The 26594-nt window shown below is 38.3% G+C and carries 23 protein-coding genes; 7 read left to right on the top strand and 16 right to left on the bottom strand.

Features of this window, described 5'->3' with window-relative positions:
* Positions 1 to 26: 26 nt before the first annotated feature.
* Positions 27 to 761 (top strand): amino acid ABC transporter ATP-binding protein, encoded by a 735-nt coding sequence (locus ACFX40_RS24605; protein ID WP_028410252.1) that lies wholly within the window; start codon positions 27 to 29, stop codon positions 759 to 761.
* A 34-nt stretch (positions 762 to 795) separates the two neighbouring features.
* On the opposite strand, the gene ACFX40_RS24600 is transcribed toward ACFX40_RS24605, so the two are convergent.
* Positions 796 to 1740: a nucleoside hydrolase gene (locus tag ACFX40_RS24600; RefSeq protein WP_028410251.1), complete on the bottom strand. Its 945-nt coding sequence runs from the start codon at positions 1738 to 1740 to the stop codon at positions 796 to 798.
* Between the two features lie 185 nt (positions 1741 to 1925).
* On the opposite strand from ACFX40_RS24600, the gene ACFX40_RS24595 reads away from it, so the two are divergent.
* Positions 1926 to 2921 (top strand): NADPH:quinone oxidoreductase family protein, encoded by a 996-nt coding sequence (locus ACFX40_RS24595; protein WP_377256809.1) that lies wholly within the window; start codon positions 1926 to 1928, stop codon positions 2919 to 2921.
* A 52-nt stretch (positions 2922 to 2973) separates the two neighbouring features.
* Here ACFX40_RS24595 and ACFX40_RS24590 read toward each other — a convergent pair whose 3' ends face one another.
* From ACFX40_RS24590 to ACFX40_RS24580, 3 genes are all read right to left on the bottom strand, one after another.
* Positions 2974 to 3405 (bottom strand): Rrf2 family transcriptional regulator, encoded by a 432-nt coding sequence (locus ACFX40_RS24590; RefSeq protein WP_013081642.1) that lies wholly within the window; start codon positions 3403 to 3405, stop codon positions 2974 to 2976.
* Positions 3406 to 3471: 66 nt separating this feature from the next.
* On the bottom strand, positions 3472 to 3801 hold the full coding sequence (locus tag ACFX40_RS24585) for an antibiotic biosynthesis monooxygenase family protein (RefSeq protein WP_028410249.1): 330 nt from the start codon (positions 3799 to 3801) through the stop codon (positions 3472 to 3474).
* 123 nt (positions 3802 to 3924) lie between these two features.
* Positions 3925 to 5334 (bottom strand): SpoVR family protein, encoded by a 1410-nt coding sequence (locus tag ACFX40_RS24580; protein ID WP_013055269.1) that lies wholly within the window; start codon positions 5332 to 5334, stop codon positions 3925 to 3927.
* A gap of 321 nt (positions 5335 to 5655) precedes the next feature.
* Between ACFX40_RS24580 and ACFX40_RS24575 the strand changes: the two genes are divergently transcribed.
* Positions 5656 to 5907: a YhdB family protein gene (locus ACFX40_RS24575; protein ID WP_013055267.1), complete on the top strand. Its 252-nt coding sequence runs from the start codon at positions 5656 to 5658 to the stop codon at positions 5905 to 5907.
* A 209-nt stretch (positions 5908 to 6116) separates the two neighbouring features.
* Positions 6117 to 6728 carry a biotin transporter BioY gene (locus ACFX40_RS24570; protein ID WP_028410248.1) on the top strand — a complete coding sequence of 204 codons (612 nt, stop codon included), beginning with the start codon at positions 6117 to 6119 and terminating at the stop codon, positions 6726 to 6728.
* Positions 6729 to 6762: 34 nt separating this feature from the next.
* Here the strand turns inward: ACFX40_RS24570 and ACFX40_RS24565 are convergent, their stop codons facing one another.
* From ACFX40_RS24565 to ACFX40_RS24520, 10 genes are all read right to left on the bottom strand, one after another.
* A complete protein-coding gene (locus tag ACFX40_RS24565) occupies positions 6763 to 8517 on the bottom strand; it encodes a phospho-sugar mutase (protein ID WP_028410247.1) in 1755 nt (584 codons plus the stop codon).
* A gap of 164 nt (positions 8518 to 8681) precedes the next feature.
* Positions 8682 to 10361 carry a glycerol-3-phosphate dehydrogenase/oxidase gene (locus ACFX40_RS24560; protein WP_016762944.1) on the bottom strand — a complete coding sequence of 560 codons (1680 nt, stop codon included), beginning with the start codon at positions 10359 to 10361 and terminating at the stop codon, positions 8682 to 8684.
* A gap of 187 nt (positions 10362 to 10548) precedes the next feature.
* Positions 10549 to 12039 (bottom strand): glycerol kinase GlpK, encoded by a 1491-nt coding sequence (glpK, locus tag ACFX40_RS24555; protein WP_028410246.1) that lies wholly within the window; start codon positions 12037 to 12039, stop codon positions 10549 to 10551.
* Positions 12040 to 12106: 67 nt separating this feature from the next.
* A complete protein-coding gene (locus tag ACFX40_RS24550) occupies positions 12107 to 12934 on the bottom strand; it encodes an MIP/aquaporin family protein (protein WP_028410245.1) in 828 nt (275 codons plus the stop codon).
* A 178-nt stretch (positions 12935 to 13112) separates the two neighbouring features.
* A complete protein-coding gene (locus ACFX40_RS24545; protein ID WP_028412593.1) occupies positions 13113 to 13667 on the bottom strand; it encodes a glycerol-3-phosphate responsive antiterminator in 555 nt (184 codons plus the stop codon).
* A gap of 113 nt (positions 13668 to 13780) precedes the next feature.
* Positions 13781 to 15319: a carbon-nitrogen hydrolase family protein gene (locus ACFX40_RS24540; protein ID WP_013055260.1), complete on the bottom strand. Its 1539-nt coding sequence runs from the start codon at positions 15317 to 15319 to the stop codon at positions 13781 to 13783.
* Between the two features lie 318 nt (positions 15320 to 15637).
* Positions 15638 to 16408: a L,D-transpeptidase gene (locus ACFX40_RS24535; RefSeq protein ID WP_377256806.1), complete on the bottom strand. Its 771-nt coding sequence runs from the start codon at positions 16406 to 16408 to the stop codon at positions 15638 to 15640.
* A 191-nt stretch (positions 16409 to 16599) separates the two neighbouring features.
* Positions 16600 to 17394 carry a SurA N-terminal domain-containing protein gene (locus tag ACFX40_RS24530; RefSeq protein WP_013055258.1) on the bottom strand — a complete coding sequence of 265 codons (795 nt, stop codon included), beginning with the start codon at positions 17392 to 17394 and terminating at the stop codon, positions 16600 to 16602.
* 259 nt (positions 17395 to 17653) lie between these two features.
* Positions 17654 to 18646, bottom strand: coding sequence for a Gfo/Idh/MocA family protein (locus ACFX40_RS24525; protein ID WP_377256803.1), 993 nt, complete (start codon positions 18644 to 18646; stop codon positions 17654 to 17656).
* 233 nt (positions 18647 to 18879) lie between these two features.
* The gene (locus tag ACFX40_RS24520; protein WP_013081630.1) at positions 18880 to 19272 is read right to left on the bottom strand and encodes a YhcU family protein; all 393 of its coding nucleotides are present in this window, start codon (positions 19270 to 19272) and stop codon (positions 18880 to 18882) included.
* A 156-nt stretch (positions 19273 to 19428) separates the two neighbouring features.
* Here ACFX40_RS24520 and ACFX40_RS24515 point away from each other — a divergent pair, with 156 nt between their 5' ends.
* Complete coding sequence (locus ACFX40_RS24515) at positions 19429 to 20340, top strand: RluA family pseudouridine synthase (protein WP_098433060.1); 912 nt, start codon at positions 19429 to 19431, stop codon at positions 20338 to 20340.
* 197 nt (positions 20341 to 20537) lie between these two features.
* Here ACFX40_RS24515 and ACFX40_RS24510 read toward each other — a convergent pair whose 3' ends face one another.
* Positions 20538 to 22556: a methyl-accepting chemotaxis protein gene (locus ACFX40_RS24510; RefSeq protein WP_377256800.1), complete on the bottom strand. Its 2019-nt coding sequence runs from the start codon at positions 22554 to 22556 to the stop codon at positions 20538 to 20540.
* A 140-nt stretch (positions 22557 to 22696) separates the two neighbouring features.
* Positions 22697 to 23572 (bottom strand): cation diffusion facilitator family transporter, encoded by an 876-nt coding sequence (locus ACFX40_RS24505; RefSeq protein ID WP_060745381.1) that lies wholly within the window; start codon positions 23570 to 23572, stop codon positions 22697 to 22699.
* 331 nt (positions 23573 to 23903) lie between these two features.
* Here ACFX40_RS24505 and ACFX40_RS24500 point away from each other — a divergent pair, with 331 nt between their 5' ends.
* Positions 23904 to 24860, top strand: coding sequence for an L-lactate dehydrogenase (locus ACFX40_RS24500; protein WP_013081626.1), 957 nt, complete (start codon positions 23904 to 23906; stop codon positions 24858 to 24860).
* 62 nt (positions 24861 to 24922) lie between these two features.
* Complete coding sequence (locus ACFX40_RS24495) at positions 24923 to 26503, top strand: lactate permease LctP family transporter (protein ID WP_025753004.1); 1581 nt, start codon at positions 24923 to 24925, stop codon at positions 26501 to 26503.
* Positions 26504 to 26594: the final 91 nt, after the last annotated feature.

The following is a 26594-nucleotide window of genomic DNA, read 5'->3' as shown; positions in this document are numbered from 1 at the left end:
TTCAAGTAGCTAAAGGAGTTTTTTATATGATTAATATCAAAAATTTGCATAAATCATTCGGTGATTTGCAAGTATTAAAAGGAATTGATTTAGAAGTTGAACAGGGCAAGGTAATTGTATTAATCGGCCCTTCTGGATCGGGTAAAACAACTTTTTTACGTTGCTTAAATCTGTTAGAAATCCCAACAGACGGCACGATTGAACTTGATAAAAAAAGCATGAATTTTACCAAGCCTGTTCGCAAAAAAGACATTACTTCATTTCGAAGCCTAACAGGTATGGTCTTTCAAAACTATAACTTGTTTCCTCATAAAACTGCGCTTGAAAATGTTATGGAAGGTCCTGTAATTGTAAAAGGTGTTTCCACTCAAGAAGCAGAAAAAAGAGGGAAAGAATTATTAACACGAGTTGGCTTAGGAGACAAGCTCGACTTTTATCCTTTCCAGCTGTCTGGCGGACAACAACAGCGTGTTGGCATCGCCAGAGCAATGGCGATGGACCCAAAAGTTATGCTGTTTGATGAGCCTACTTCAGCTCTTGATCCTGAGCTTGTAGGAGACGTTCTTCAAGCCATGAAAGACTTGGCAAAAGAAGGAATGACGATGGTGGTGGTAACTCATGAAATGCGCTTTGCCCGTGAAGTAGCGGATGAAGTTATTTTTATGGATCAAGGTGTCATTATGGAAAGAGGGATACCGGATCAAATATTTTTAAATCCTCAGCAAGAGCGGACACGTCAATTCTTGAATATGATTCATTAAAAAGGTTGCACACTTTCATGTGCAACCTTTTTCTTTATTTGGCTACTGCTTTTTTCATCAAATCTGTAATGTACGTAAAGAATGCTTCAGCTGTGACATCATATACGATATCTACAGGTCGTCCCTCTTCGGAAATTTCTGTTCTTCCTTGGCTCGGTGTTTCTGTATGCACAATACTCGAAACCGTTTTTACCTTCACAAGTGTTGAATTCCCTGTAAATGCTGTTGTGAGTACATCCCACAAATAATATGTTGAATTGGTTTCAACGTGCACAAGCGGCGGGCAGGCCGCGTAGCACTGCCCTACAAAGTCTACTCCTTCATATCTTCGAAGTGAAGCCCACATTTGACGAATAGCGGGCGTTAAGGGAACTTGATTCGTGCTTTCTAAAGCAACCATCTCAATTTTAATTTTGCTTTCCCATAGTTTCGCTACTGCTTCTGGATCCCAAAAAGCATTCCACTCCGCCGTTCCATCGTGTTCAGGTTCCTGCACATTTCCTACTTCTTGAAATGTACCGCCCATCCATACTAACTTGTCAATTTTCTCTTCTATTTCCGGCGCTTTTTCAAGTGCTCTTGCTAAATCTGTTAACGGTCCTGTAAACAATAAAGTTGTTTTCCCGGCTGTGTGCTGCAATGTCTCGATTAAATGATCATGAGCAGGGAGCTGACTTATTTTTGTTTGTACTTCCCCTTTTTCATTTAAAATCGGCAGTGCATCTACATAAAACGTATGCATGCGCCACTCCTTTGGAAATGGATTCATACCGCGTGAAGTAGATTTAGCAACCTCAATATCATAACTTCCAAAACGATCAATAATCTTTTGGCTTGCGCTGATACCTGGCTCTAGATATCCGTCAGCCGGAATAACAGATACTCCCGTTACTTTTACATCATCCATTTGCAGCAGTAAAAAAAGCGATACTAAATCATCGATGCCTGCATCATGGTTAAAATATACATTTGTGCTCATTTCTCTTCTCCTCTTTTCTATGTCTATGTATTGCTAACTAATAGCTATACCGCTATTTTATAATGAAATGATCTCTTTCGTAATCAAAGTATTAGGAACTTCTTTTACTATTTTCTATAATGGGTATAGAAATAAGGTAATCTATGTATAGATGTATACATCTCAGTATAGAAAGGAGAAATAAAATGGAGCAATCATTTTCAGCATTAATCGTAGATAAAAAAAGTGAAGACCAAGTGGAGGCGTCCGTCCAAGAACTGACGCTAAACGATTTGCCAGAAGGCGATGTACTTATTCGCGTTCATTATTCAGGAGTGAATTATAAAGATAGCTTAGCCAGCATCGCAAACGGCAATATTGTGACAAGCTGCCCGTTTGTCCCAGGAATCGACCTAGCAGGCGTCGTTGTATCTTCTGACAGCCCTGATTTTAAAGAAGGTGATCATGTCATCGCAACAAGCTATGACATTGGCGTATCACACTTTGGAGGCTATAGTGAGTATGCGCGCATACGCAGCGAATGGATTGTCCCTCTTCCTCAAAATTTAACGTTAAAAGAAGCAATGATTATCGGAACAGCTGGCTTTACAGCTGCTTTATCTGTGCATCGCTTAGAGGAAAACCATACTAGTCCATCTAATGGCTCTGTGCTTGTAACAGGCGCTACGGGAGGTGTAGGAAGCTTTGCGATTGCCATTCTTTCAAAATTAGGCTACACAGTGGAAGCAAGTACGGGAAAAAGCTCGGAAGCAGCTTATTTGAAAGAGCTTGGCGCTTCCTCTATTGTAGCGCGTGAAGATGTTTATAACGGCAAATTAAAAACATTAGGCAAACAAAAATGGGCTGCTGCGGTGGATCCTGTGGGGGGAGAGCCTCTAGCTTCTGTTCTCAGTCAAATTCAGTACGGCGGCTCTGTAGCTGTCAGCGGGCTAACAGCTGGAGGCAAAGTGCCAACAACCGTCTTCCCCTTCATTTTAAGAGGGATTAATTTATTAGGTATCGATTCTGTTTACTGTCCAATGCCTACTCGAAAAGAGATTTGGAATAGACTCGCTAGTGACTTTAAGCCTGAAAGCTTTGAACCTTTCATTCAACAGGAAATTTCACTACAACAGCTCCCTGAGGTACTTCCGACTTTATTAAAAGGACAAGCTCGAGGACGAACAATTGTGAAGCTATAAAAAAACGGAGAAACCTAGGTTTCTCCGTTTTTTTACGAACAGAAGCATGTTATTACGCATCTATTTTTGCTATTAAATCCGTCACTAATTCTTTCATGGTCACATCGGCTAAGACTTGTTCCATGGCATCTTGAGAACGTTTTAAAATCAATTCAAGGACACTTTGAATATTGGCTCCTACAGGACACTCCACATTCGGATTTTCATGCATTTGAAACAATTCTCCTTCTTCCACTGCCGCCACCGCTCGATAAACGTCTAACAACGTTATCTCTTCTAAATCTTTCAATAGATAAGCTCCGCCAGCTCCGGCTTTTACACCCACGAGTCCAGCTTTCTTTAACATCCCAATTACTCGTCTTATAACAACAGGATTTGTATTTACACTGCTAGCAATCCACTCTGAAGTACTAGGATGACTGCTATCTACTTTAATTAAAGATAGTATGTGAACGGCCACGGTGAATCGACTGCTAATTTTCATTGCTCTCACTCCTATTTTGTTGTAATCATTATAGTTACAACATTTATGAAAGTCAAGCATGCTTTTTTAGGAAAGAATGTCCTCTTCTACCGCCTCATAAAAGCGCAGCGTTTTCTTGATTTCCATAGCTTCAGCACATGCTTTCGTTTTCTTTTTATTCGCTTCTTTATGTTCGTTCACATGTTCTTCTCTTGAGATCCACGCTTGAAAGAACTGCTTGTCTTCCCACTTGGATACAAAAACATATTCAACTTTATCTGCGGAATCTTTTTTCCAGCATTCGAACGATAAATTTCCTTTGGCTGCCTCAATTTCTCTTTTGTTTTTCTTAGCTTTTTGCTTGAGCTGTTCTTCAAATTTCTTTTCTGTTTCAAAACTTGCGTTTACAACAAACATCTTATCTCCCTTTCTAAATGAAAGTAATTCTCATTTGATTATTGCATAGTAATTTTATTTTTTCAATTTATATGGGTAAGTTACAGAAGCCCAAAAAGACCGCTGTTTAAGCGGTCTTCTTCTTTACAAATGTTTTCTATGCACTGTTTTTCCATCATACGTAAAGGCGATTGGCTTGCCTTCCATTACCGTTTCTAAATGAACGGGGCGGCCCCAAAGCTGATGAACGTACGGTACCACTTTTTCTAAGTATTTGACATCTAATTCAATTCCTTCATACCAGTGTTTTAAATAGAGCTCTCCATTTTTTAGATAGTCTCCATTGGTTACTGTGATATAAGGAAATCCGCCGTTTACGCGCATATTAACAAGCTGATCTCTAACTTCTGTCCACTCTTTGTCGACGATTTTATAGTCTTTTCCTTGTTTTTGGAATAAGTACATATCCTCCCGCATGACTAAATCTTTTGTTAAGTAATTGCGGATAAAGGAAATATCTGATTCAACCTCACGTACCTCAAACATCTTCTCTCTTCCTGACCCCGGCTCCACGCCCCGGCGAATCATATCTTCTGTTGGATTATTGTAGCGTTCTTCAATGTCTTCAAAGATTTTTAAACCTAAATAATATGGATTGATTCCCGTCTTAGACGGCTGCACAACCCCTGCATTTAGCTTGGCGAATTCTATCGCTTCATCACTCGTTAAATCCATTTCTCGAATAATGCGCTGATGCCAGAAAGAAGCCCAGCCTTCATTCATAATTTTTGTTTCAAGCTGCGGCCAGAAATAAAGCATTTCTTCTCGCATCATCGTTAAAATATCCCGCTGCCAATCCTCTAGATAAGGACTGTATTCTTCGATAAATAATAAGATGTCTTTTTCAGGCTGAGGCGGAAATTTTTTAAAAGACTTTGGAGGTTTTGGTTTTTTCTTTTCTTTATAATCCAAATTCCATAAATCATCGTAAGGAGAAATGATTTCTTCTTCCGATGATTCTACATCATCTATGCTCCAAGAAAGCTTGGCACGCATAAGGGACGGATCAATATGTTCCTGAATCGATAGGACAGCATCCAAAAACTTTTCTACTTCACGCTTACCGTGCTTTACTTCGTATTCTTTAATTCGATCAGCGGTCGCTGCCATACTTTCTACCATATCCCGTTTAGTGTTGGCAAAACGGCTGTTATTTTTAAAGAAGTCACAGTGAGCTAACACGTGAGCTACAATTAATTTATTTTGAATAAGCGCATTGGAATCCAATAAAAATGCATAACAAGGATCTGAATTGATAACTAATTCATAAATTTTACTCAATCCCAGATCGTAGTGTAATTTCATTTTGTAAAATTGTTTTCCAAAGCTCCAATGTGAAAAACGAGTTGGCATCCCATATGCACCAAACGTATAAATAATATCTGCCGGGCAAATTTCATAGCGCATCGGATAAAAATCTAAGCCGAAACCGCTAGCTATTTCCGTAATTTCATCAATCGCACGGTATAATTGCTTATAATCTGCTTCTTTCACGACAGCTCCCCCTTTCACTCCTTACTTCAATCTATGTACAAACATGTCAATTCATGTGTTTTCATCAAAAAGAAGCTTTATTTTTTCAAGAAAAGGGGATTTTTATTTAGTTGTCTTAAATAATGGATGTAATATAACTGTTATGCTGCATCATTCTTTGCTTTTCTTATGATTTATCAGGTGCTGTACGTTTATTCTTCTTGCATAATAACTACAACCTCTTTTAATTATGCACTGGTCTTTTGCCCAACATTTACAGCGTAAGAATTCCCGCAAATATCATACACTAATTTCAACTCCTCAAAAGGAGGAACGTTATTAATGGATGTAATTGATTATGATCGAGCTTTGTATTACACACACCGTTCACAATGGGATAACTTATTAATTTTAATGGTTCGAACAGACGACGATTTTCTTTCAAAAAAGATTGAACATTTTTTGCACGCCTACAATTTCGAACGAAACTACCGCATCATTCAAGAAGAGCTTTATTCCTTACTACGCTACATTGATCATGCAACGGAATATTCGGAGCACAACCCGGAGCTTCTGGAAGAATCATTGTACTAGTATTTTTGATACACACACTTGGACAAAGAAGGGATGAATTCCCTTCTTTATTTTTTTATGTTGCACTAAAAATATGCATACTTTATTTCAAAAAACCTCACATAATATATGTAAACATATTTATTTTTATCGTTGACATAAAAGTGAATTCGACGTACAATCTTCAGTACATACGCTAAGATATTTCAGTACATACTGGGAGGAACAATATGAGTACTAATAAAAGGTTTCGCACATTAGATTTAACGCTAGCCGGTATGTTTGCGGCTCTGATGGCTATTGGTGCAAACATTACTTCTTGGGCACCTTTTTTACAAGTAGGCGGCGTGCCTCTTTCACTTCAGCCTTTTTTTGTTATATTAGCAGGACTTTTACTTGGGAGCCGAATGGGTTCTATTTCGATGATTGTATACGTATTAATTGGCATTGCCGGCGCCCCGGTATTTGCTCAATTTAAAGCAGGAATTGGTATTTTATTTGGAAGCACCGGCGGCTTTTTGCTTTCTTATATCGTAGCAGCATTTATCACAGGAAAAATTATGGAAATGCGCGGGAAGCCAACTTTTTCTATCTTTTTAATTTCATCGCTAGTTGGTATTGCGGTTATTTATTTAATTGGTACTACGTATATGTATGCAGCAGTTAATTACTGGCTTGAAGCTCCTGCAATGACATATGCAGCCGCTTGGAAGATTATGTCGTGGTTTGCGGTAAAGGATCTTATTTTTACTGTTCTTGGGGCTATGCTTGCTCCGAAAATTTATAAAGCCCTACGATCTTCTTCGTACTTGTCAAATACGCAATCAAACAAAGTATCATAAAAGAAGCCTGCTCAAGTTTGAGCAGGCTTTACTTTTATACCGTTTTCACTTTATCCAATACACGTTCTACTTCACCCATTACAGCTGTTTGTACAGCTTCTAAATGAGCAATGCTTGTTGCTTCATCTTCTGACACGACGCCAAAATAGAACTTCACCTTTGGCTCTGTACCAGACGGACGAAGGCAGAACCAAGAACCGTCTTCTAAGATATATTTTAATACATTTGATTTTGGTAATGTAATTTCTTCTACTTTTCCTGCTTTAATATGCTGACGCTCACTTAATGTATAATCCTCTACAACCGAAACATTTAATCCTGCAATGTCAGTAGGAGGTTCATTTCTAAATGTAGCCAAAATATGCTGAATTTGCTCAGATCCTTCTTTTCCTTTAAGCGTTAAAGATTTCAGACCTTCACGATAGAAACCATATTTAGTAAACACTTGCTGAAGCGCTTCGTATAGTGTCATGCCCTGCTTTTTATAATAAGCACAAGCTTCTACTGCTAGAATGGCTGCTTGTACAGCGTCTTTGTCACGAGCAAAGTCACCAATTAAATAGCCATAGCTTTCTTCATAACCGAATTGGAATGTATACTCGCCCGTTTGCTCATATTGCTTAATTTTTTCACCGATAAATTTAAAACCTGTTAGAGTGTCAACAACTTGCAGTCCAAATGAACGAGCAATTTGTGCGCCGATTTCTGACGTTACAATCGTTTTTAACACAACGCCATTAGCAGGCAGCACGCCTTTTTCTTTCTTTTGAGAAAGCAAATAGTGAAGCAATAAAGCACCCGTTTGGTTTCCTGTTAATAACGCATATTCGCCGCTTGGATCTTTGACAGCAATTCCTAAACGGTCTGCATCTGGATCCGTTGCGATTAAGATATCTGCATCAATTTCTTTTCCTTTACGAACAGCATATTCAAATGCAGCCGGCTCTTCAGGATTCGGAGATTTAACCGTCGAGAAATTTGGATCAGGAAGTTCTTGTTCTTCAATAACCGTGACATTTTCGTAACCGATGGATTGAAGCGCGTTGCGAACTGGCTTATTAGCTGTACCATGCAGAGGTGTAAAAACCACTTTTAAGTCTTTACCTGTTTCAGAAGCTAGCTCTGGATTAATTAAAATCGTTTTTAGTTTCTCATTGTATGCTTCGTCAATCGCTGAACCAATCATTTCAATAAGACCTTTTTCTTTTAGCTCCGCTTCAGATTGAACAGCTAATGCAAGTTCATTTTCCACAGCATTTACAAAGCCAACTAGTTCATCAGCTTCTTTTGGCGGCAACTGACCACCGTCTGGACCATATACTTTGTATCCATTATATTCAGGAGGATTGTGGCTCGCTGTAATAACAATACCTCCAAATGCGTTTAACTCACGCACTGCAAATGAAAGTTCAGGTGTTGGTCTTAGCTCTTCAAATACATACGTTTTAATTCCGTGACTTGCTAATGTTTTTGCTGCTTCCATTGCAAATTCAGGGGATTTGTGGCGAGAATCATACGCTATGACTACTCCTTGGTTAATAGCTTCTTCGCCAGCTTGTTTAATGTACTCAGCAAAGCCTTCGGAAGCTTTTCGGATTGTATACGTATTCATACGGTTTGTACCCGCTCCAATTTCCCCACGCATTCCGCCTGTTCCAAATTCTAATGTTTTGTAAAAACTATCTTCTAATTGTTTTTCATCACCTTTGATTGCGTCTAAATTTTGACGTAATTCAGGATCTAAATTTGGATGATTAACCCAAGATGTATACGTTTCTTTCCAACTCATAAAAAAAAGCCCCCTTATATAAATGTAAATATGTATGAAAAGAGAAAAACGAGTAATCGTCTTTCTCTTTTTTTAACAGTCATATTATATTTCTTCGTCAAAATTTGACTTCCTGCTATTATATTATGGCTGTATTGACAAATTTTGAGGTACTTTTTATTTTATCATGAAATACCTGTCATACGGTTAACTTTTTCATCTACTGGTACAACTGCGTCATGAAGGTGCTGTTCTAATTCATCCGTATAAGCTTTTGTTTGCTCAGGCGTCCACTTTAACTCTTCGGCCATATGAGCAATCACTTGTTTTTTCCAGCTTCTTACCCAGTTGATATCAAAGAATAAAGCGCCCGTACGTCTAATAAAGAAGTCCACTGGTTTTGAAACCATTTCTTCTTCTATGCCATATTGAATTTGCAGAAATACACTAGCTGGAAGGTCGCTGTTTTTTAGCTGATCTGGACGTTCAATCATGTAGCGGTATACTTTATCTACGTTTGAGCCATAGCGTTTTACAAGCTTTTCAGCAGCGTCACGTGATAATCCTAGTTTGATGCCTTCTTTGACTTTTTGCTCTACAAACGTTGGGAACCCACCTGAACCTCCTACATTACCTCCAGAAATCGGTAAATGTTTAGTTTGACAGCTTTCAAATTCGCGTCCTTCTGCTTTAAAATCTTCAGCTACGCGATTTACGACAATTTCAGCCATTTTACGGTACCCAGTTAATTTCCCTCCAGCGATCGTAATTAAACCTGATTCCGATGTCCAGATTTCATCTTTACGCGAGATTTCAGAAGGGTCTTTTCCTTGTTCGTGAATAAGTGGACGAACACCAGCCCAGCTTGATTCCACATCGTCTACTGTAATATCAACCGTTGGGAACATATAGTTAATCGCATCAATAACATATTGACGATCTTTTACAGTCATACGCGGATGTCTAGCGTCTTCTTTATAGACCGTGTCTGTTGTGCCCACATATGTTTTTCCATCACGCGGAATTGCAAACACCATACGTCCATCAGGTGTATCAAAATAAATGGCTTGTTTTAACGGAAAGCGCTCTTGATCGATAACTAAGTGAATTCCTTTTGTTAATTGAAGCTGCTTGCCTTTTTTTGAATTATCTTTTTCACGCAGCGTGTCCACCCATGGACCTGCAGCGTTGACGATTTTTTTCGCATAGATATTATATTCTTTATTCGTAAGCTGATCACGAACAACAGCCCCTACTACTTTTCCTTTATCATAAATGAAGTTTTCCACTTTTGTATAATTGACTAAATCTGCTCCTCTTGCGGCAGCTTCTTTAGCTACTTCAATTGTTAAACGTGCATCATCTGTTTTATATTCAACGTAGTAACCGCCGCCTTTTAAGTCTTTAGATTTTACCAATGGCTCGCGGCTAAGCGTTTCTTCTGCGCTAAACATTTTGCGGCGCTCTGAGCGTTTTACACCAGCTAAGAAATCATATACGCGCAGTCCAATTGAAGTTGAGAATTTACCGAATGTTCCACCCGTATGGAAAGGTAACAGCATCCACTCCGGAGTCGTTACATGAGGACCATTTTCATATACAATCGCACGTTCTTTACCAACTTCGGCTACCATTTTAACTTCAAACTGTTTTAAATAGCGTAGTCCGCCGTGAACAAGCTTCGTTGAACGACTAGACGTTCCTGCTGCGAAATCCTGCATTTCAACTAATGCCGTTTTCATACCTCGATGAGTCGCGTCAAGGGCAATACCTGAACCAGTAATTCCCCCACCAATTACTAGTAAATCATATTGATTTTGTGTCATGTCTACCAATTTATTCGAACGTGTTTGACTTGAAAACATACGTCATTCCCCTTTCATTTTTCAAAGATATCAAATTTTTCCAATATACCAAAAAGAGAGACCACAAATCACATATATAGTATGCCTACATATGGATCTGTGGTCTCTCCGATTCTCCAACCAATTTATTAACTTGAGTAAATTATATCATACATGCACTTTTAATTAAAGGATTTTCATCAAATAATTACTTAAAAGCCATTGTTGCATGCACAGCTTTTTTCCAGCCGCTATATAATTCTTCACGCTTTTCTTCTTCCATATTTGGTTCGAAAGATTTTTCCATATTCCACTGCTGCGCAATTTCATCGCAATCTTTCCAGTAGCCAACCGCTAGACCCGCTAAATATGCTGCCCCAAGAGCCGTTGTTTCATTCACTTGAGGACGTTCAACCGGAACGTCTAACACATCACTTTGGAACTGCATTAAGAAATTATTCTTAACTGCTCCTCCGTCTACACGCAATGTTTTTAATGTAATTCCAGAGTCGGCTTCCATTGCACTTAATACATCTCTTGTTTGATAAGCTAGTGATTCAAGCGTTGCACGGATAAAGTGTTCTTTTTTTGTACCACGAGTCAATCCAAACATCGCTCCTCGTACATCGCTATCCCAATATGGCGTTCCAAGTCCTACGAAAGCTGGCACAATATATACGCCGTCTGTAGACTCTACTCGTGTTGCATAGTTTTCAGTTTCAGCCGCATCTTTAAACATTCTTAAACCATCGCGGAGCCACTGAATAGCAGATCCTGCTACAAAAATACTGCCTTCAAGCGCATATTCTACCTTACCGTTAATCCCCCATGCTAATGTAGTTAACAAACCGTGATCGGACTTAACTGCTTTTTCACCCGTATTCATTAACATGAAGCAACCTGTTCCATACGTGTTCTTCGCCATTCCTTTTTCATAGCACGCTTGTCCAAATAAAGCGGCTTGCTGATCTCCTGCTGCTCCCGCAATTGGAATACTCTGACCGAAGAAGTGATAATCTACTGTATGAGCGTATACTTCAGAAGAAGGCTTTACTTCTGGAAGCATAGATTTCGGTACTCCTAAAATATCTAGCAGTTCATCATCCCATTTTAAATCGTAGATATTGAACATAAGCGTACGGGATGCGTTTGAGTAATCCGTTACATGCGCTTTTCCACCTGATAGCTTCCAAATTAACCATGTATCGATTGTTCCGAATAACAATTCACCGTTTTCCGCTTTTTCTCGTGCACCTTCTACGTTATCTAAAATCCACTTTACTTTTGTTCCAGAGAAGTATGCATCAATTAATAATCCCGTTTTGTCGCGGAACGTATCGTTTAATCCTTTTGCTTTTAACTCTTCACAAATGGCAGACGTTTGTCGAGACTGCCATACGATTGCATTGTATACTGGCTTTCCTGTTGCTTTTTCCCACACTACTGCTGTTTCACGCTGATTGGTAATTCCAATTCCTTCAATTTGATCAGCATGAACACCTGACTCAGATAGACAAGATGCAATAACAGCAAGGATAGAACCCCAAATTTCACTAGCATTATGCTCTACCCAACCTGGTTTTGGGAAGTACTGCGTAAACTCTTTTTGAGCTACATGTACAACTTCACCTTTTTTATTAAATAACATTGCTCGTGAGCTGGTTGTTCCTTGGTCTAAAGATAAAATAAATTTTTCCATATCAATATCCCCTATTCTCTGTATAGTGTCGTTTCTTTATTGTACATAGTTAGATGGTAAAGCGCATTCATTTTTTTGGTACTACTGCTGATTGAATTTGTGCTGTCTTTTGTTTAGAAACAGCGTAGATAACAGCTAAAACAATCACCGCAATGCTTAAGACAATCCATAAGCTGCTAGACATTTTATTTAAGAATGCCGCTTGATAAAATACTGCACCAATTGATCCGCCTAATAAAGGACCCACTACTGGTACCCAAGCGTATTTCCAGTTCGAGCTGCCTTTTCCAGGTATCGGCAAGATAGCATGAGCAATACGAGGTCCTAAATCACGAGCAGGGTTGATTGCATAGCCTGTTGTTCCTCCTAATGATAAACCAATACTTACGATTAAAAATCCTACTACTAAAGGATTTAATCCATCTGTAAATTTATTTGCTCCAATTGCTAAGATTCCTACAACTAATACAAACGTTCCAATTGCCTCACTTAAAACGTTTGCAAATGGGTTAGCAATTGCTGGTCCCGTTGCGAATACGCCTAATTTTGTACCAGCATCTTTTGTTTCTTTCCAGTGTGGAAGATAGTGTAAATAAACAACTGTTGCACCAAGAATGGCTCCAATAAACTGAGCTAAAATGTACATCGGTACTTGTGACCACGGAAAATCACCTGTAATAGCAAGCGCTACGGTTAACGCTGGATTTAAGTGTGCCCCACTCATATTACCAACCGCATATGCTGCCATCGCTACCGCCATTCCCCATCCCATTGTGATAACGATCCATCCTGAATTAGCAGCAAACGATTTTTTTAAATTGACGCCCGCACATACACCAGCGCCAAGGATAATTAAAATCATTGTTCCAATTATTTCTCCTAAGAATGCTTGCATATAAATAACCTCCCCTTTGTATGAAAACGATTAAAACAACAAGAAAATAAGAAAATCCACCATACATCCCCCTAATAAAATCATTAAAAGGCTATACCGTGGATCTCCCATTCTCCCTCACATCTATTAACTTATCTAGAAGTTTACTAGATGATGAAAGCGTTGTCAAACAGTTTTTTTAAGTTGAAATACTCCACAGTTCTCTATTTGATGTTGTAACAGCCGAAGCCCCGGCTTCTAAAGCATTATGAACTTCTTCTGCCGTTCGTATTAAACCTCCAGCTAACACCGGAATGCCCGTTTCAGCTTTAACTTCTTGGATTAAAGTGGGCACAATTCCAGGAAGAAGCTCAATATAATCCGGTTTTACTTTCTTCATTAACTCATAGCTTTTCTTCAAAGCCGTGCTATCCAATAAAAAGACTCGTTGAATGGCATAAATCCCTCTTTGTTTAGCTTTTAAAATAACGTTTGTTCTTGTCGAAATAATTCCTGCTGGCTTAAATTCCTGACACAAAAAATCAACCGCATATTCATCGTGCTTTAAGCCATGAATTAAGTCTAAATGAATGATTAGCTTTTTTTCATGCTTATGGACTTCTTTCATGATTCCTTTTAGCATGCCCACTTGATTGTCTAAAAGAACTCCGTACTCATAATTACTTGCTAAAAACTTTTCCAATTGCTTCATATCTCGAACAGCGGGTAATACCGATTGTCCATGAAAACTCATGTTTTCCCCTCTTTTCCATGGTTAGTCCATAAAATTCATTGTAATAGTTTTTATTATGGCAAAAGTTGAAATAAAAAACACCATGCATTTGCATGATGTTTTTAGAAACTGCGTTATTTTTTATATTTGATATTGTAAACGTCATGGCGTCGGTCTTTTAATTGACGAACCGTTCCTGATTGACGCTGGCGGCGAAGAATTTCTAAATCTACGTCTCCAATAACCACCATTTCAATATTAGGATTACATTCTCCTACAATACCGTCTCGTGCAAATTCAAAGTCAGACGGTGCAAAAATAGCAGACTGAGCGTACTGAATATCCATGTTTTCTGTTTCAGGCAGGTTACCAACTGTACCTGCGATAACCGTATAAATTTGGTTTTCGATTGCGCGCGCCTGAGAACAGTATCTTACGCGCAGATAGCCTTGACGGTCCTCCGTACAGAATGGCGTAAAAATAATATTTGCACCTTTATCGGTAGCAATACGAGCAAGCTCCGGAAATTCGATGTCATAGCAAATTTGGATCGCAATTTTACCGCAATCTGTATCAAACACTTCGACTTTATCTCCTGGGCTAATTCCCCACCATTTTCTTTCATTAGGTGTAATATGCACTTTATACTGCTTTTCAATTGTTCCATCTCGGCGGAATAGATACGCAATATTAAAGATATCTCCATTATCTTCTTCGACGAAGTGGGATCCTCCAATAATATTTACATTATATTTAACCGCTAAGTTAGTGAATAGCTCAATATACTCTTCCGTATATTCTGCTACGCGCTGAACGGCTTTGCTTGGAATCTTTTCATTCAAGAAAGACATTAGCTGAGTTGTGAAAATTTCCGGGAATACGCAGAAGTCGGCTTTTGCGTCATAAGCAACATCTGTATAATATTCTACCTGTGTTGCAAACTCTTCAAATGAATTGATCTGTTTCATCATATACTGAACAACACAAATGCGCACTGGGAATGATGTTTTAAAATGGCGTTTTGAACGGCGAACGTAATCTACGTTGTTCCATTCCATCAGCGTTGCATACTTATTAGAAGCTAGATCATCAGGAAGATAACCAGGGTTTATACGCATAAGCGTAAATCCGTTCATTAGCTGAAAAGATAGGACTGGATCATAAATTTTATGATGAATAACTTGTTCTACATATTCTCTAGGCGACATTTCAGCTGAATGCTTATGGTAATTAGGAATTCTTCCTCCGATGATGATACTTTTCAGGTTCAATTCACGTGCTAAATCTTTACGTGCTTCATACAAGCGGCGTCCTATTTTCATGCCGCGATACTTTGGATGAACCATTACTTCAATTCCATACAGATTGTAGCCTTCCGGGTTATGATTTGTAATGTATCCTTCGTCTGTAATATCGTCCCACGTATGCTGATCATCGTACTCATCAAAGTTCACAATCAAGCTTGAACAAGATCCGATAATTTCCCCGTCGTACTCTGCACATATTTGTCCTTCTGGAAAAATGGCTAGGTGACTTTCAAGCTGTTCTTTTTTCCACGGATCCATTCCGGGGAATGATAGCTTTTGAAGTGCTAAAATTTCATCTATATCGTCCGGTTTGATGTTACGAATAATCATTTTTTTCTCGAATTTTGATAAATCTATTGTAGACATACGCTAAAACAACCCTTTCTCTCTCTTCATTAGGCAATTAGTTTCCCTGTTTTTTATTATAATAAACATTATTAAAAATTCAAAAAATGAAGTTGAAACATAACAAAATAAATCCAATCTAAAGACGAACAAATGGATGCATTAGCTCGTATGAATAGCTTGTGACACCGCTGTTGATTTCCGTACAACTGCTAGAAGGAACAAAACAGATGAAACCTACGTTCACCATAATAAAAAAAAACGAACCACCAATCAAACATGTTGATCAATGGCTCATTTTTCACTTAGGCTAAAATACTTTTGTCCCAGCCTCATTTTCTATTTGCAAATATCTAATTTTATGGATGTTTTTTTATTAGGATAATTTTCAATAAATCCTGGTCCTAAAGAGACTTTAATGCCATTTATTTTATATACATTATAGCGTTCACCGCGATTTAACGTACGAATCTTTACCCATTTTCCTTTTTCTTCTTTTAACAAAACCATCGGTGATTGAATCGTTACAAAACCAATTTGGCCTTTTGAGAGCTTTTTCGTTTTACAAAGATTCTGGGCGACTGGAGCACTGCTTACTTTGTATTTGTTTTTAACAGCGATTGAATCAAAACTTTGAGAATGAAATTGACCAATAACCACTTTTGTACCGGTTTGAACGCGGTCAAACAGCCAGCGTACCTCTTTATCATACATACGAATGCACCCTGAACTTGCGTAAGTCCCGATAGAACTTGGATTATTATTTCCATGAATAGCATACGTCGTTCCATATGTTCCGCGCACATTTAATCCTAGCCAGCGATCACCTAGCGGATTCCTAGGATCTCCTCCCCGAATGTTATCTTTATAATAAGGCCGGTTTTTAATTTTATTCACAATGCTGAAGGTACCCTCTGGTGTATAACTCATCTGCCTCCCTGTCGCAACTTTGAACGTCCTTACTAATTTTCCTCCATCATAAAAAGCAAGGGTGTTAGTAGATTTATTAATAATAATAAGTTGATTTGAAGCCGCAGACGCATTGCCTGTCAGACCCATCCCCGCGAGTAAAAAAATAAGCCCAACAAAAAAAACAGCCACCTTTTTCATTTATTGACTCCCCCAATTTCTCTTATATCTATATAAGAAAAGTATAGGATGAAAGGCAAACCATCAGAACACTTTTTACCTTATAAGTCAAAATACAATAAAATCTTTCACGCACCCCTTTTTACTGACAAGAAGCAATAAATGTACATAACAAAAAAAAACGGCCCTTTAAAGGGCCATTTCATTTGTATTTAAAGCTTCACTTCAACTTTTGCATTTTTCTTAAGTTCTTCAACTTTTTTCTCTAATGCTTCTTGTTTCTTTTGTTGTTCAAGCTGCTGCTTAATTTGAGGCTTTACGTCTTCAAGCTTTGGCATTTGAGATTGTTCTTTACCGCCGCTTGCTTGACTTTGGCTTTGTTTTGCAAATTGATCGTAATAATCTTGAATTTCTTTATCTGTTACTTCTGGTGTTTGGATGTCTTTATCTACGTACTGCTGATATTTAATGCTGTCAGCCAGCTCAGACTTTAATTGTGATTGAGTTAGTCCTGCATCTTTTAAAGCCGCTTTAAACTGTTTATCTGTTTTGAACTGCTTTTTCGTTTCTTTTAACTTTTTATTTACTTCTTCATCAGTTGCTTTATAGCCTTTGTTTTCAGCTTCTTGCAATAGCAGCGTTTGACCTACTAAATTGTCAATTGTTTGCTGCTTTACTTGTTTAGCTGCTTCTTTAGATGTTGGGTCTTGTCCCATTTGTTGATATTGGGCTTGTGATGAAGATAATGCCGCATTATATTCTTCACCAGAAACTTTTTTACCGTTTACAACCGCTACGGTTTTCTTCTCATCTACTTTTTGTTTATCTAATTTCTTCTGCATTTCTTTTGCTTGCTTTTCCTGCTTTTCCTGAGCCTCTTTTTGCTTCTCAGTTTGTGCAGTTTTCTGATCATCACTTTTTGATTGCTTTGCATCATCGTTTGAACCGCATGCTGTTAAAGCTGCAGCAATTAACCCAATGAGCAATGTATACATCAGTTTTTTCATGATTAATCTCCTTTCATAATCCCAAACGATTATTAGCTATTCGAAAAAATCATCTAGGGGGCATTGTATATGATATAGGCGTAAAAAGAAACCATTTAGGCTAATTTTAAACATATGTAATAAGATTGAAACGTTCTGTAATCTTATGAAAGATAAATGCTCTTCTCTATACGGCCTGTCTAATCATAACATTATTTAGTATGATTTACATAATTTACAGAAGTTTATTCATCGTACATTCTTTTCTCTAAAGCTTTCTTTACATTAAAGATGACAGTATTTGATCACATAATTTCATCGTTTTTACATTGTCACTTCCACTGGAAATAATTTCTTCATCACTTGTACAACACTCAATGAAATGAGCCATCTCTCCAACAAATCCACGAAGGTAAAGATCTCGATATGCTCCTGACATTGGAGAAGCAGAAGGTGTAAACACACGGTCGTTTTCTTTTAATGACTTCCATGGTAAATCATCAAAAGTCTGAGATTCGTGAATAGTCAATGCGTTTACTTCATCAGCAAAAGCAAAGCCATTGTCAAATGTCACTAATAAGTTTTCGCTTTCGCGAGACCACGCTGTCATGCCAGTAAAATACAGGCTCCCTACAGTGCCATTGTCAAACTTCAGCGAAATACTATTTGAAATATATTCACCATGATTATTTCTGAACCCTGTCACGTGAACGACTTCGCCGAACAAGTGACGGACAAGATCAACAATATGTATGGCAGCAAGCTTCATAAACTGCTCTTCATCTTTACAAAAAGGGGTACTGTCTACAGCAAACCTCGCTTGAAATGAACGGACGTTTCCAAGGTTTCCTTCTTCAATTAGCTCTTTTAGTTTTATATAGCAAGGTGCATAGCGCTTCATAAAACCTACCATTACTTTTACGCCAGCTTCCCTAGCAGCATCTGAAATCTCTTTTGCTTCTCTTTCATTCATCCCCAAAGGCTTGTCCACATAAACATTTTTTCCCGCTCGAATGCAATCAAGCACCAAAGCAGGATGATCTTCAGGCTGTGCCACAACTACTACTCCGTCGCACTTTTCCTGCTTCAGCATTTTCTTATAATCATCGTATGGCGTACCGCTGCTCCCAAATCGCTGAAGAGCAGCTTTTGATCTTTCCATACTGCGTGTGGAAATTGCTTTAATTTCTGCTCCTGCTTCAATAACTGAGGGATAAATGTTCGTTGATGCGTGAAAGCCTGCACCTATAAAACATAATTTTGCTTTTGTCATGTTTTCGCTCCTATTTGTTTTTTGTGATGGATTTATACAAGTTTGACCATATCACAAGCTCTTTTTAAATGTCCAATTGAAATCTGAAATATGCCAATAAAAAGAAATAAGTTGAGACACAACTAAATGAAACTTACGTTTACCATAACAAAAAAACGAACCACTAATCAAAAATCTCGATCAATGGTTCGTTCTTCACTTCGTCTAAAATGCTTTTGTCCCAGCCTCTTTCTTTAATTTATGTATGAATTATAAAACGATTCATACGAATACGTAATCAAATTGTTTTCTTTTGCAAAACACTCAATGGAAACAGGAAATAAAAACCCGTATTTTTTTAAAATTGCAATATTTTTTTCGAATTGCTCGCAGTCGCTTTCTTCAATCGGCCGATGTTGGATCGCTTCAATCACGGCAATTATTGTCTGAAGGCTACTAATGACTTGCAATGCTTCATCGAGTAAGCCATTATATAAATGGTCTGTACAATAATCTGGGTTTAATAATTCATCAGGATTAAGCTTATCTACAGATACATACCGAGGTAACAAGTCATAGCGAAGCTGTTCAGTCAACTCTTCTATGTAATTCTCCATTTCTGGCGGAGCTGCTTGGGCAATTTTCATGGTTACCCCCCCCTTTTTTCTCTTAACTTATGTCTCTTTATTTAGCATAACATAAACATAAAACGAGAACTTCAGGTAGTTATTTCCTCCTAATTATTTACAAGTTCTTTTAAAAGATTAAAGGATATTTACTAGTATGTAAGGAAGGGATTAAATATGAGTATAAATGGCCAATGGCTAGAAGATAAAATCGCAAAAAATGATGCAGGGCAAACAATTGAAGATTATTTAAAAACGAAATGGCGTATTCCTAAAAAAACGCTGCATCAGTTTCGAATGAATAAAAATGTGCTTATAAACGGTGAGCCTTTACCATGGAGAAACACTCTTAAGGAACATGATAAAGTGTCACTTCCTTTTTTTGAAGCAGAGCCTAATGAAATCACTCCTTACAATGTTGATATAGAGATTTTGTTTGAAGATGAGCACGTACTAATCGTAAACAAACCAATAAACCTAGATACTCATCCTTCATCAGAGCAAGATCAAAAAACTCTTTTAAATGCTGTAGCTGCTTATTTTCAAAAAATAGGCCTCAAAACAAAGCCTAGACACGTTCACCGTTTGGACAGCGATACATCAGGTGCTATCTTGTTCACGAAGCATTTTGTAGCAAGCTCTGTGTTTGATCAGCTGCTGGCTGAACGTAAAATTAATCGGACTTATATTGCCCTCGTCCAAGGAATCATAAAAAAAGAGGATGGAATCATCAATGAACCCATTGGACGCGATCGTCATCACGCTACAAGAAGAAGAGTATCTAGAACGGGACAAGATGCCAAAACACGTTATCGGGTGTTAAAACGCAATACGGCAAAAAACGAAACGCTTATCGAACTTTCGCTCGAAACCGGACGCACTCACCAAATTCGTGTTCATATGAGTCACATCGGCTATTCGTTACTTGGTGATACTCTTTATGGAGGAAAGAGATTAAAAGAGCAGCAGCAAGCTTTACATGCCATTAAGCTTTCTTTTATACACCCGTTTACACATCAGCGTGTGTCAGCTGTTGCACCTCCAACTCAGCAAGTCTTTTTGGCTTACACCAAGTTGCTTTCCTATTAAACTAAAAGAGAGGTTAAGACGCAACTAGCTAAGGGCAAACAAATAGAAGAAGTGCGGTGAACCGCTTGAGATACCTACCTGAAACCTGTGTTCACCATATCAATAAAAAAATCCGAACGAGTTGAATTCTTTATCAAGAATCTCAATTTACCGTTCGGATTTTCTTTTAACTAAAATACTTTTGTCCCAGCTTTTTTCTATTGAATTTTAAACTGACGAATCAAGTTCGCCAATTCTTCACTAATCTCTTGCAGATGTTCAGCTGATTGAGAAACAGTAGAAATAGCTCTAATTTGTTCTTCTGTAGAAGCGGTAATTTCTTCAGTTCCCGCTGCTGATTGCTGTGCAATAGCTGCTATACTTTGAATGGCCGCTACCACGTCTTCCTTATGCTCATCGATACTGTCCATGCTGCTTGTCACATGTTCCACAGCCGCCGCCACTTGTTCAATTGTAGTTGCAATTTTATGAAAAGCTCGTTCTGTATCTCCTACCACAAAGTCCTGAGACTTTGAAAGCTCTTCTGTACGGTTGCATTCTTCACGTGCAGCAGCGACTTCCCCTTGAATCGCTGCAATCGTATGGCGAACTTGTTCAGTGGCCTGAGAGGACTGTTCAGCGAGTTTTCGCACTTCTTCAGCTACTACCGCAAATCCTTTGCCATGTTCTCCTGCACGAGCTGCTTCAATACTAGCATTTAATGCAAGTAAATTTGTCTGATCTGAAATACTATTAATGGTAAAAATAATAGATTCAATTTTTTTCATCTTATTTGTTAACTCTTCCATTACAGCTTGAACAGCATGAATCGTTTGAGCCGATTCAGTAGTTTGGTTGCGAAGGAGCTGCATCTGTTTTAAACCTTTTTCATTGATGCTTACAGCTTCAATCGTCATTTTATTAATCTGTGCATTTTGTTCAATGACTTCTTCAATTTGCGAAGATAAACTCATCGTTTTATGATTAGTAGTGTCAGCGTCAGAAGCTTGCTGCGTGGCACCGCTCGCAATCTCATGGATAGCCCGGCCGATTTCCTCACTGGATGCAGTGGCTTCTTCAGATACGGCACTCAAGTCTTCAACAGACGTTTTTACTGTCTCAACAGACGTCTGAACCGTGCCAATCAATGTTTTCATTTTGGCTACCATATCATTAAATAAATGAGTAAGCTCACCAATTTCATCTTTTGACTTCGTCTTCACCTGAACCGTTAAATCGCCAGCTGTTACTTTGGCTACTTCATTTTTCAAGCGGCGAATCGGATTAGTAATGATTCTTGAGAAAAAGATGGTTAACACTACTGATAATAAGATGCCAATTAACGCAATCCAGACAATAACAGTCAGTAAATGATGAGCGCTTGAGAGCATTTCATTATAAATAAAGGCATTTCCTATCTTCCAATTCGTCCCTTCGAGAGTATCATATGCCATCACTCTCTCTTCACCTTGAAAGGTATACTTCATGAAATCTCTACTCCGGTCTGCTTCGTACATTTTTTTCATAAATGGCTGATTCATTAAATTTTTTCCAGCTTCTGTTGGATGAACGAGCGCTGTGCCATTTTGATCAAATAAAAATGCATACCCACCGTGATTTACTTCTGCTTTACCTACAATGTTTTTTAATGCATCTAAGTCTAAATCAGTAGCTATAACGCCCAGCACATTTTTAGTATCTGGATCTAAAATAGCCTTTGCAATTGTCACGACCGTCTTTTTGGTTGCTGCATCTTCATATGGATCCGTATAAATAACCTCATTAGGTGATTCTACCGCTTGTTTGTACCACACCCTTGAAGTCGGATCATAGTTTGAACCAAACTCTTGTTTAGGAACAGAATACATTCCTTTATTTTTAGTGCCTATGTATTCAAGTGCCAGATTTGGATACTTTTCTTTAAACTGTGTAAACTCTTTTTGAACTGTGTTCCATGTAAAATACGGATTTTTCTCTTGGTTTGTTTGATCTCCTTCCTGCTTAACAAAGTTAACAATTACATCGTTTTCACTATACGTCAGCAAAGAACGACTATACATGTCTAAGTACGTATGAATCGTTTCTTTTAACTCTTTCACTTGACTTTGAGACTGAATTTCTACATCTTTTTCTATTTGTGTTTTGGTAAATTGATAAACAGCCCCTGAAACAACTAATAATAAAATAGCTATAAAAATACTAAAAAATACTACGAGCTTTGCACTTAACCTCTTCATTCCCTCACCCTTCTACAAAAATCTTTATATTACTAATAACGGCTTTTTATTTTCATTTTTGAAGAAGTTTTTGTGATTTATTTCAAATTCCCGCAAAATAAAACCAGCGCATCCTTTCATAACGAAAGAACGTGCTGGTTTTATTTTTGCTTTTCGTATGCATCAGGTTCAATATGAACAAGCGTATCTTTAATTTGATGCTCATCGTTCATCATATGTTCAATTTGATCAGCAATTTCATGGCTTTTGATAACATTTAAATGGGGATCTACTTTAACAGTTACATCGATCACGACTTGGTTACCAAGCTTACGCGCTTTCACATCTTCTACTTCTTTTACACCTTCTACAAGCTCGATGCTTTCTTTGTAGTGCCCTAACTTTTCTTCATCAAATCCGTCCGTTAAGGAATGAGCCGCTTCTTTAAAAATTTCGATGGCTGTTTTACAAATAATAATTCCCACAGCAAAAGCAGCTACCACGTCCAGCCAGGGCAGACCGAACTGTGAGCCAAAAATTCCCACAACAGCCCCTATACTCACAAGTGCATCAGACAAATTATCTTTAGCAACCGCATATAAAGACTGGCTATCAAGTTTTTTAGCAAGCTTAATATTATATCGGTAGACACCACCCATAACAGCAGCCGCTCCAAGACCTACCCAAGCAGCCAGTAAATTAGGCGCTTCAGATTTGTCCATAAATAATGACTGACCCGCATCGACCAATACTTCTAGTCCGATGACCATCATGATAAAAGAAGCAATAAGTGAAGAGATATGTTCCGCTCTGGAATGTCCATAGGGGTGATCATTATCGCGAGGTTTTTTAGAAATCTTTAAGCCGATTAAGACGGCAATTGATGCAATAATATCTGTAACATTATTAAGACCGTCGGCTTTTAATGCAGAGGAAGCGGTGATACCCGCAATGATAAGTTTACATGTCGATAAAAAGATATATGATAAGATACTAACCCAAGCGCCTTTTTGGGCTTGCTCATAGTAATTCTCCATCCCTTCCACTCCTTTATTCAAAATAAGCAAACTTAGTGTAACAAATGGATTTCGTGTGGGTCTATAGAAACATTATTGGCTGCTAACATACAAATAGAGAATGTTAAACTCTTTAGCTTTCTGCAAAACAAGTTGCCTTTACTCAACACTTTAAACGTTTAAGATCTTTCTAAATGTGGCACTTCATGTAGAAGGACATTTTTTTAAATCGCCCTGTAAAATTGTTTACTATTTTTTAAGGGTGTGATTTTTATCACAGCCGAGGGTATTTATTCTTGTTACACTAACATTGTGAAAAACATCACAAAATAAAATTCAAAGGATGATACAAATGAAAACACAATTTACACCAAAAACACGAAAAGTTGCCGTTATCGGAACTGGTTTTGTTGGCTCAAGCTACGCTTTTTCAATGGTGAATCAAGGTATTGCCAATGAATTAGTGTTAATCGATATGAACAAAGAAAAAGCAGAAGGTGAAGCACGCGATATCAATCATGGAATGCCATTTGCCACACCGATGAAAATCTGGGCTGGAGATTATAAAGACTGTGCTGATGCTGATTTAGTAGTTATTACAGCGGGCGCTAATCAAGCTCCAGGGGAAACACGCTTAGATCTAGTTGAAAAAAACGTTAAAATTTTTGAATGCATCGTAAAAGATATTATGAACAGCGGATTTGACGGCATCATTTTAGTGGCAACAAATCCAGTTGATATTCTCGCACACGTTACACAAAAAGTATCAGGATTACCAAACGAACGGGTAATTGGTTCAGGAACGATCCTTGACACAGCTCGCTTCCGCTACTTGTTAAGCGACTATTTCGAAGTAGATTCTCGCAACGTCCACGCTTATATTATGGGGGAACATGGAGATACGGAATTTCCTGTTTGGAGCCACGCGCAAATTGGCGGTGTGAAGCTCGAACATTTTATCAATACTGCCGCTATTGAAAAAGAACCCGATATGCAGCATCTATTCGAACAAACCCGCGATGCGGCTTACCATATTATTAATCGAAAAGGAGCGACTTATTACGGAATTGCAATGGGGCTTGTACGCATTACCAAGGCTATTTTAGATGATGAAAATTCTATTTTAACAGTATCTGCTTTATTAGAAGGACAATACGGTATTTCTGATGTGTATATCGGCGTACCAGCTATCATTAATAAAAACGGCGTACGTCAAATTATTGAATTGAATTTAACTCCTCACGAACAGCAACAGCTCGAGCACTCTGCTAGCATTCTTAAGCAAACTCGCGACAGAGCTTTTGTGTAACATCTAAAGATTTTTGCGGGGGACTCCCCCGCTCCCTTGTTTTAAATATGTAGTAGAGGTGTATGAATATGACGTGGACTCAGGTATATAATCCGTTAGATAATATTTGGCTTTCTGCACTAATTGCACTCATCCCCATTATCTTTTTCTTTATTGCTTTAACTCTTTTGAAATTAAAAGGACATATTGCTGCCGGTATTACGGTGCTTCTTTCTATGATTATTGCTATTTATTTTTATGATATGCCTGCCTCAATGGTTTTAGGAGCCACAGGCTATGGGTTTCTGTATGCACTTTGGCCCATCAGCTATATTATTATCGGAGCGGTGTTCTTATACAAGCTAACTGTCAAAAGCGGACAGTTTACTACCATCAGACAATCTATTATTTCAATAACCGATGACCCCCGCTTGCAAATGCTGCTTGTTGCTTTTTCCTTTAATGCTTTTTTAGAAGGGGCAGCGGGATTTGGGGCTCCAATTGCCATTACAGCAGCGCTTTTAGTTGGACTTGGGTTCAAACCGTTAAAAGCAGCGGCGCTATGTTTAATTGCTAATACAGCTTCAGGAGCGTTTGGTGCCATGGGGATTCCTGTTATTGTCGCAGGACAAGTATCTGGCATAGATCCAAAAGAAATTGCTCATTTTCTTGGGACGCAGCTTCCGATTATTTCTTTTCTTATCCCTTTTTTACTTGTCTTTATTATGGATGGGATAAAAGGATTAAAAGACGTATGGAAAGCAACGAGCATCACAGCCGTTTCCTATGCACTGACACAGTATTTAACTGTTACATACATCGGCCCTGAACTTCCAAATATCACATCTTCTATTGTGAGTTTGCTTGCTCTTGCTTTTTATATTAAACGAACAAGCCCGGCAGCAGCTAAAAGCTTCAGCCTGTCACCAAAACAGATTTTAAAGGCTTGGTCTCCTTTTATTCTATTAACGATACTCGTTACGGCTTGGAGCATTTCTTTTGTCAAAATAATGCTTGAACATATGAACCTGCTTATTAACGTCCCATTTTTACACAATCACGTAATTAAAGCAGCGCCTTTAGTAAAAGATCCTACGCCTTACGCTGCTGTCTTAAAAATAGACGTATTTGCAGCAACAGGTACAGCAATTCTTATTGCTTGTATCCTTTCAGTTTTCTTGCTTAACGTATCGCCAAAAGTGGCATGGACCACTCTTTTAGAAACCGTAAAAGAATTATCAAGACCTATTATTACTATTATGATGGTCATTGCTTTTGCTTTTATTTCAAATTATTCAGGACAGTCTTCTACACTTGGATTGGCGCTTGCTACATCAGCTGCTTATTTTCCATTTTTATCTCCATTTCTTGGCTGGATCGGCGTATTTCTAACGGGGTCTGTCGTATCAAATAATGCGCTGTTCGGCAACTTGCAGCTAACTACAGCTCAGCAAATTAATGTCTTGCCAGTTATTCTCGTAGCGGCCAATACTGCCGGCGGCGTGATGGCTAAAATGCTTTCTCCTCAATCAATTGCCGTCGCTGCCGGAGCAGTGGGACTGGCTGGAAAAGAAGGTGAACTGTTTAAATACACGCTCAAATACAGCATGGGATTTTTGATACTAGGAGGGTTTGTTACTTTTTTATTGGCTTGGTGGTTATGATAAAAAAGCGCTAAAAAGCTGTTATTACCGTGTTTCTTTCATTTAAACAAACGTTTGATTATATAAAAAAGTCCCCAGTTAGCGCTGGGGG

It is taken from the genome of Priestia sp. YIM B13552, assembly GCF_042787775.1.
Classification (GTDB): domain Bacteria; phylum Bacillota; class Bacilli; order Bacillales; family Bacillaceae_H; genus Priestia; species Priestia megaterium_E.
Note: the sequence above shows the minus strand (reverse complement) of the source record. Positions and strands in the feature narration are given on the sequence as shown.

Bases quoted from the DNA above. Each gene is read 5' to 3' on its own strand.
- ACFX40_RS24605 (WP_028410252.1), top strand. From the start codon at position 27: ATGATTAATATCAAAAATTTGCATAAATCATTCGGTGATTTGCAAGTA.
- ACFX40_RS24600 (WP_028410251.1), bottom strand. From the start codon at position 1,740: ATGAGCACAAATGTATATTTTAACCATGATGCAGGCATCGATGATTTA.
- ACFX40_RS24595 (WP_377256809.1), top strand. From the start codon at position 1,926: ATGGAGCAATCATTTTCAGCATTAATCGTAGATAAAAAAAGTGAAGAC.
- ACFX40_RS24590 (WP_013081642.1), bottom strand. From the start codon at position 3,405: ATGAAAATTAGCAGTCGATTCACCGTGGCCGTTCACATACTATCTTTA.
- ACFX40_RS24585 (WP_028410249.1), bottom strand. From the start codon at position 3,801: ATGTTTGTTGTAAACGCAAGTTTTGAAACAGAAAAGAAATTTGAAGAA.
- ACFX40_RS24575 (WP_013055267.1), top strand. From the start codon at position 5,656: ATGGATGTAATTGATTATGATCGAGCTTTGTATTACACACACCGTTCA.
- ACFX40_RS24570 (WP_028410248.1), top strand. From the start codon at position 6,117: ATGAGTACTAATAAAAGGTTTCGCACATTAGATTTAACGCTAGCCGGT.
- ACFX40_RS24565 (WP_028410247.1), bottom strand. From the start codon at position 8,517: ATGAGTTGGAAAGAAACGTATACATCTTGGGTTAATCATCCAAATTTA.
- ACFX40_RS24560 (WP_016762944.1), bottom strand. From the start codon at position 10,361: ATGTTTTCAAGTCAAACACGTTCGAATAAATTGGTAGACATGACACAA.
- glpK (WP_028410246.1), bottom strand. From the start codon at position 12,039: ATGGAAAAATTTATTTTATCTTTAGACCAAGGAACAACCAGCTCACGA.
- ACFX40_RS24550 (WP_028410245.1), bottom strand. From the start codon at position 12,934: ATGCAAGCATTCTTAGGAGAAATAATTGGAACAATGATTTTAATTATC.
- ACFX40_RS24545 (WP_028412593.1), bottom strand. From the start codon at position 13,667: ATGAGTTTTCATGGACAATCGGTATTACCCGCTGTTCGAGATATGAAG.
- ACFX40_RS24540 (WP_013055260.1), bottom strand. From the start codon at position 15,319: ATGTCTACAATAGATTTATCAAAATTCGAGAAAAAAATGATTATTCGT.
- ACFX40_RS24535 (WP_377256806.1), bottom strand. From the start codon at position 16,408: ATGAAAAAGGTGGCTGTTTTTTTTGTTGGGCTTATTTTTTTACTCGCG.
- ACFX40_RS24530 (WP_013055258.1), bottom strand. From the start codon at position 17,394: ATGAAAAAACTGATGTATACATTGCTCATTGGGTTAATTGCTGCAGCT.
- ACFX40_RS24525 (WP_377256803.1), bottom strand. From the start codon at position 18,646: ATGACAAAAGCAAAATTATGTTTTATAGGTGCAGGCTTTCACGCATCA.
- ACFX40_RS24520 (WP_013081630.1), bottom strand. From the start codon at position 19,272: ATGAAAATTGCCCAAGCAGCTCCGCCAGAAATGGAGAATTACATAGAA.
- ACFX40_RS24515 (WP_098433060.1), top strand. From the start codon at position 19,429: ATGAGTATAAATGGCCAATGGCTAGAAGATAAAATCGCAAAAAATGAT.
- ACFX40_RS24510 (WP_377256800.1), bottom strand. From the start codon at position 22,556: ATGAAGAGGTTAAGTGCAAAGCTCGTAGTATTTTTTAGTATTTTTATA.
- ACFX40_RS24505 (WP_060745381.1), bottom strand. From the start codon at position 23,572: ATGGAGAATTACTATGAGCAAGCCCAAAAAGGCGCTTGGGTTAGTATC.
- ACFX40_RS24500 (WP_013081626.1), top strand. From the start codon at position 23,904: ATGAAAACACAATTTACACCAAAAACACGAAAAGTTGCCGTTATCGGA.
- ACFX40_RS24495 (WP_025753004.1), top strand. From the start codon at position 24,923: ATGAATATGACGTGGACTCAGGTATATAATCCGTTAGATAATATTTGG.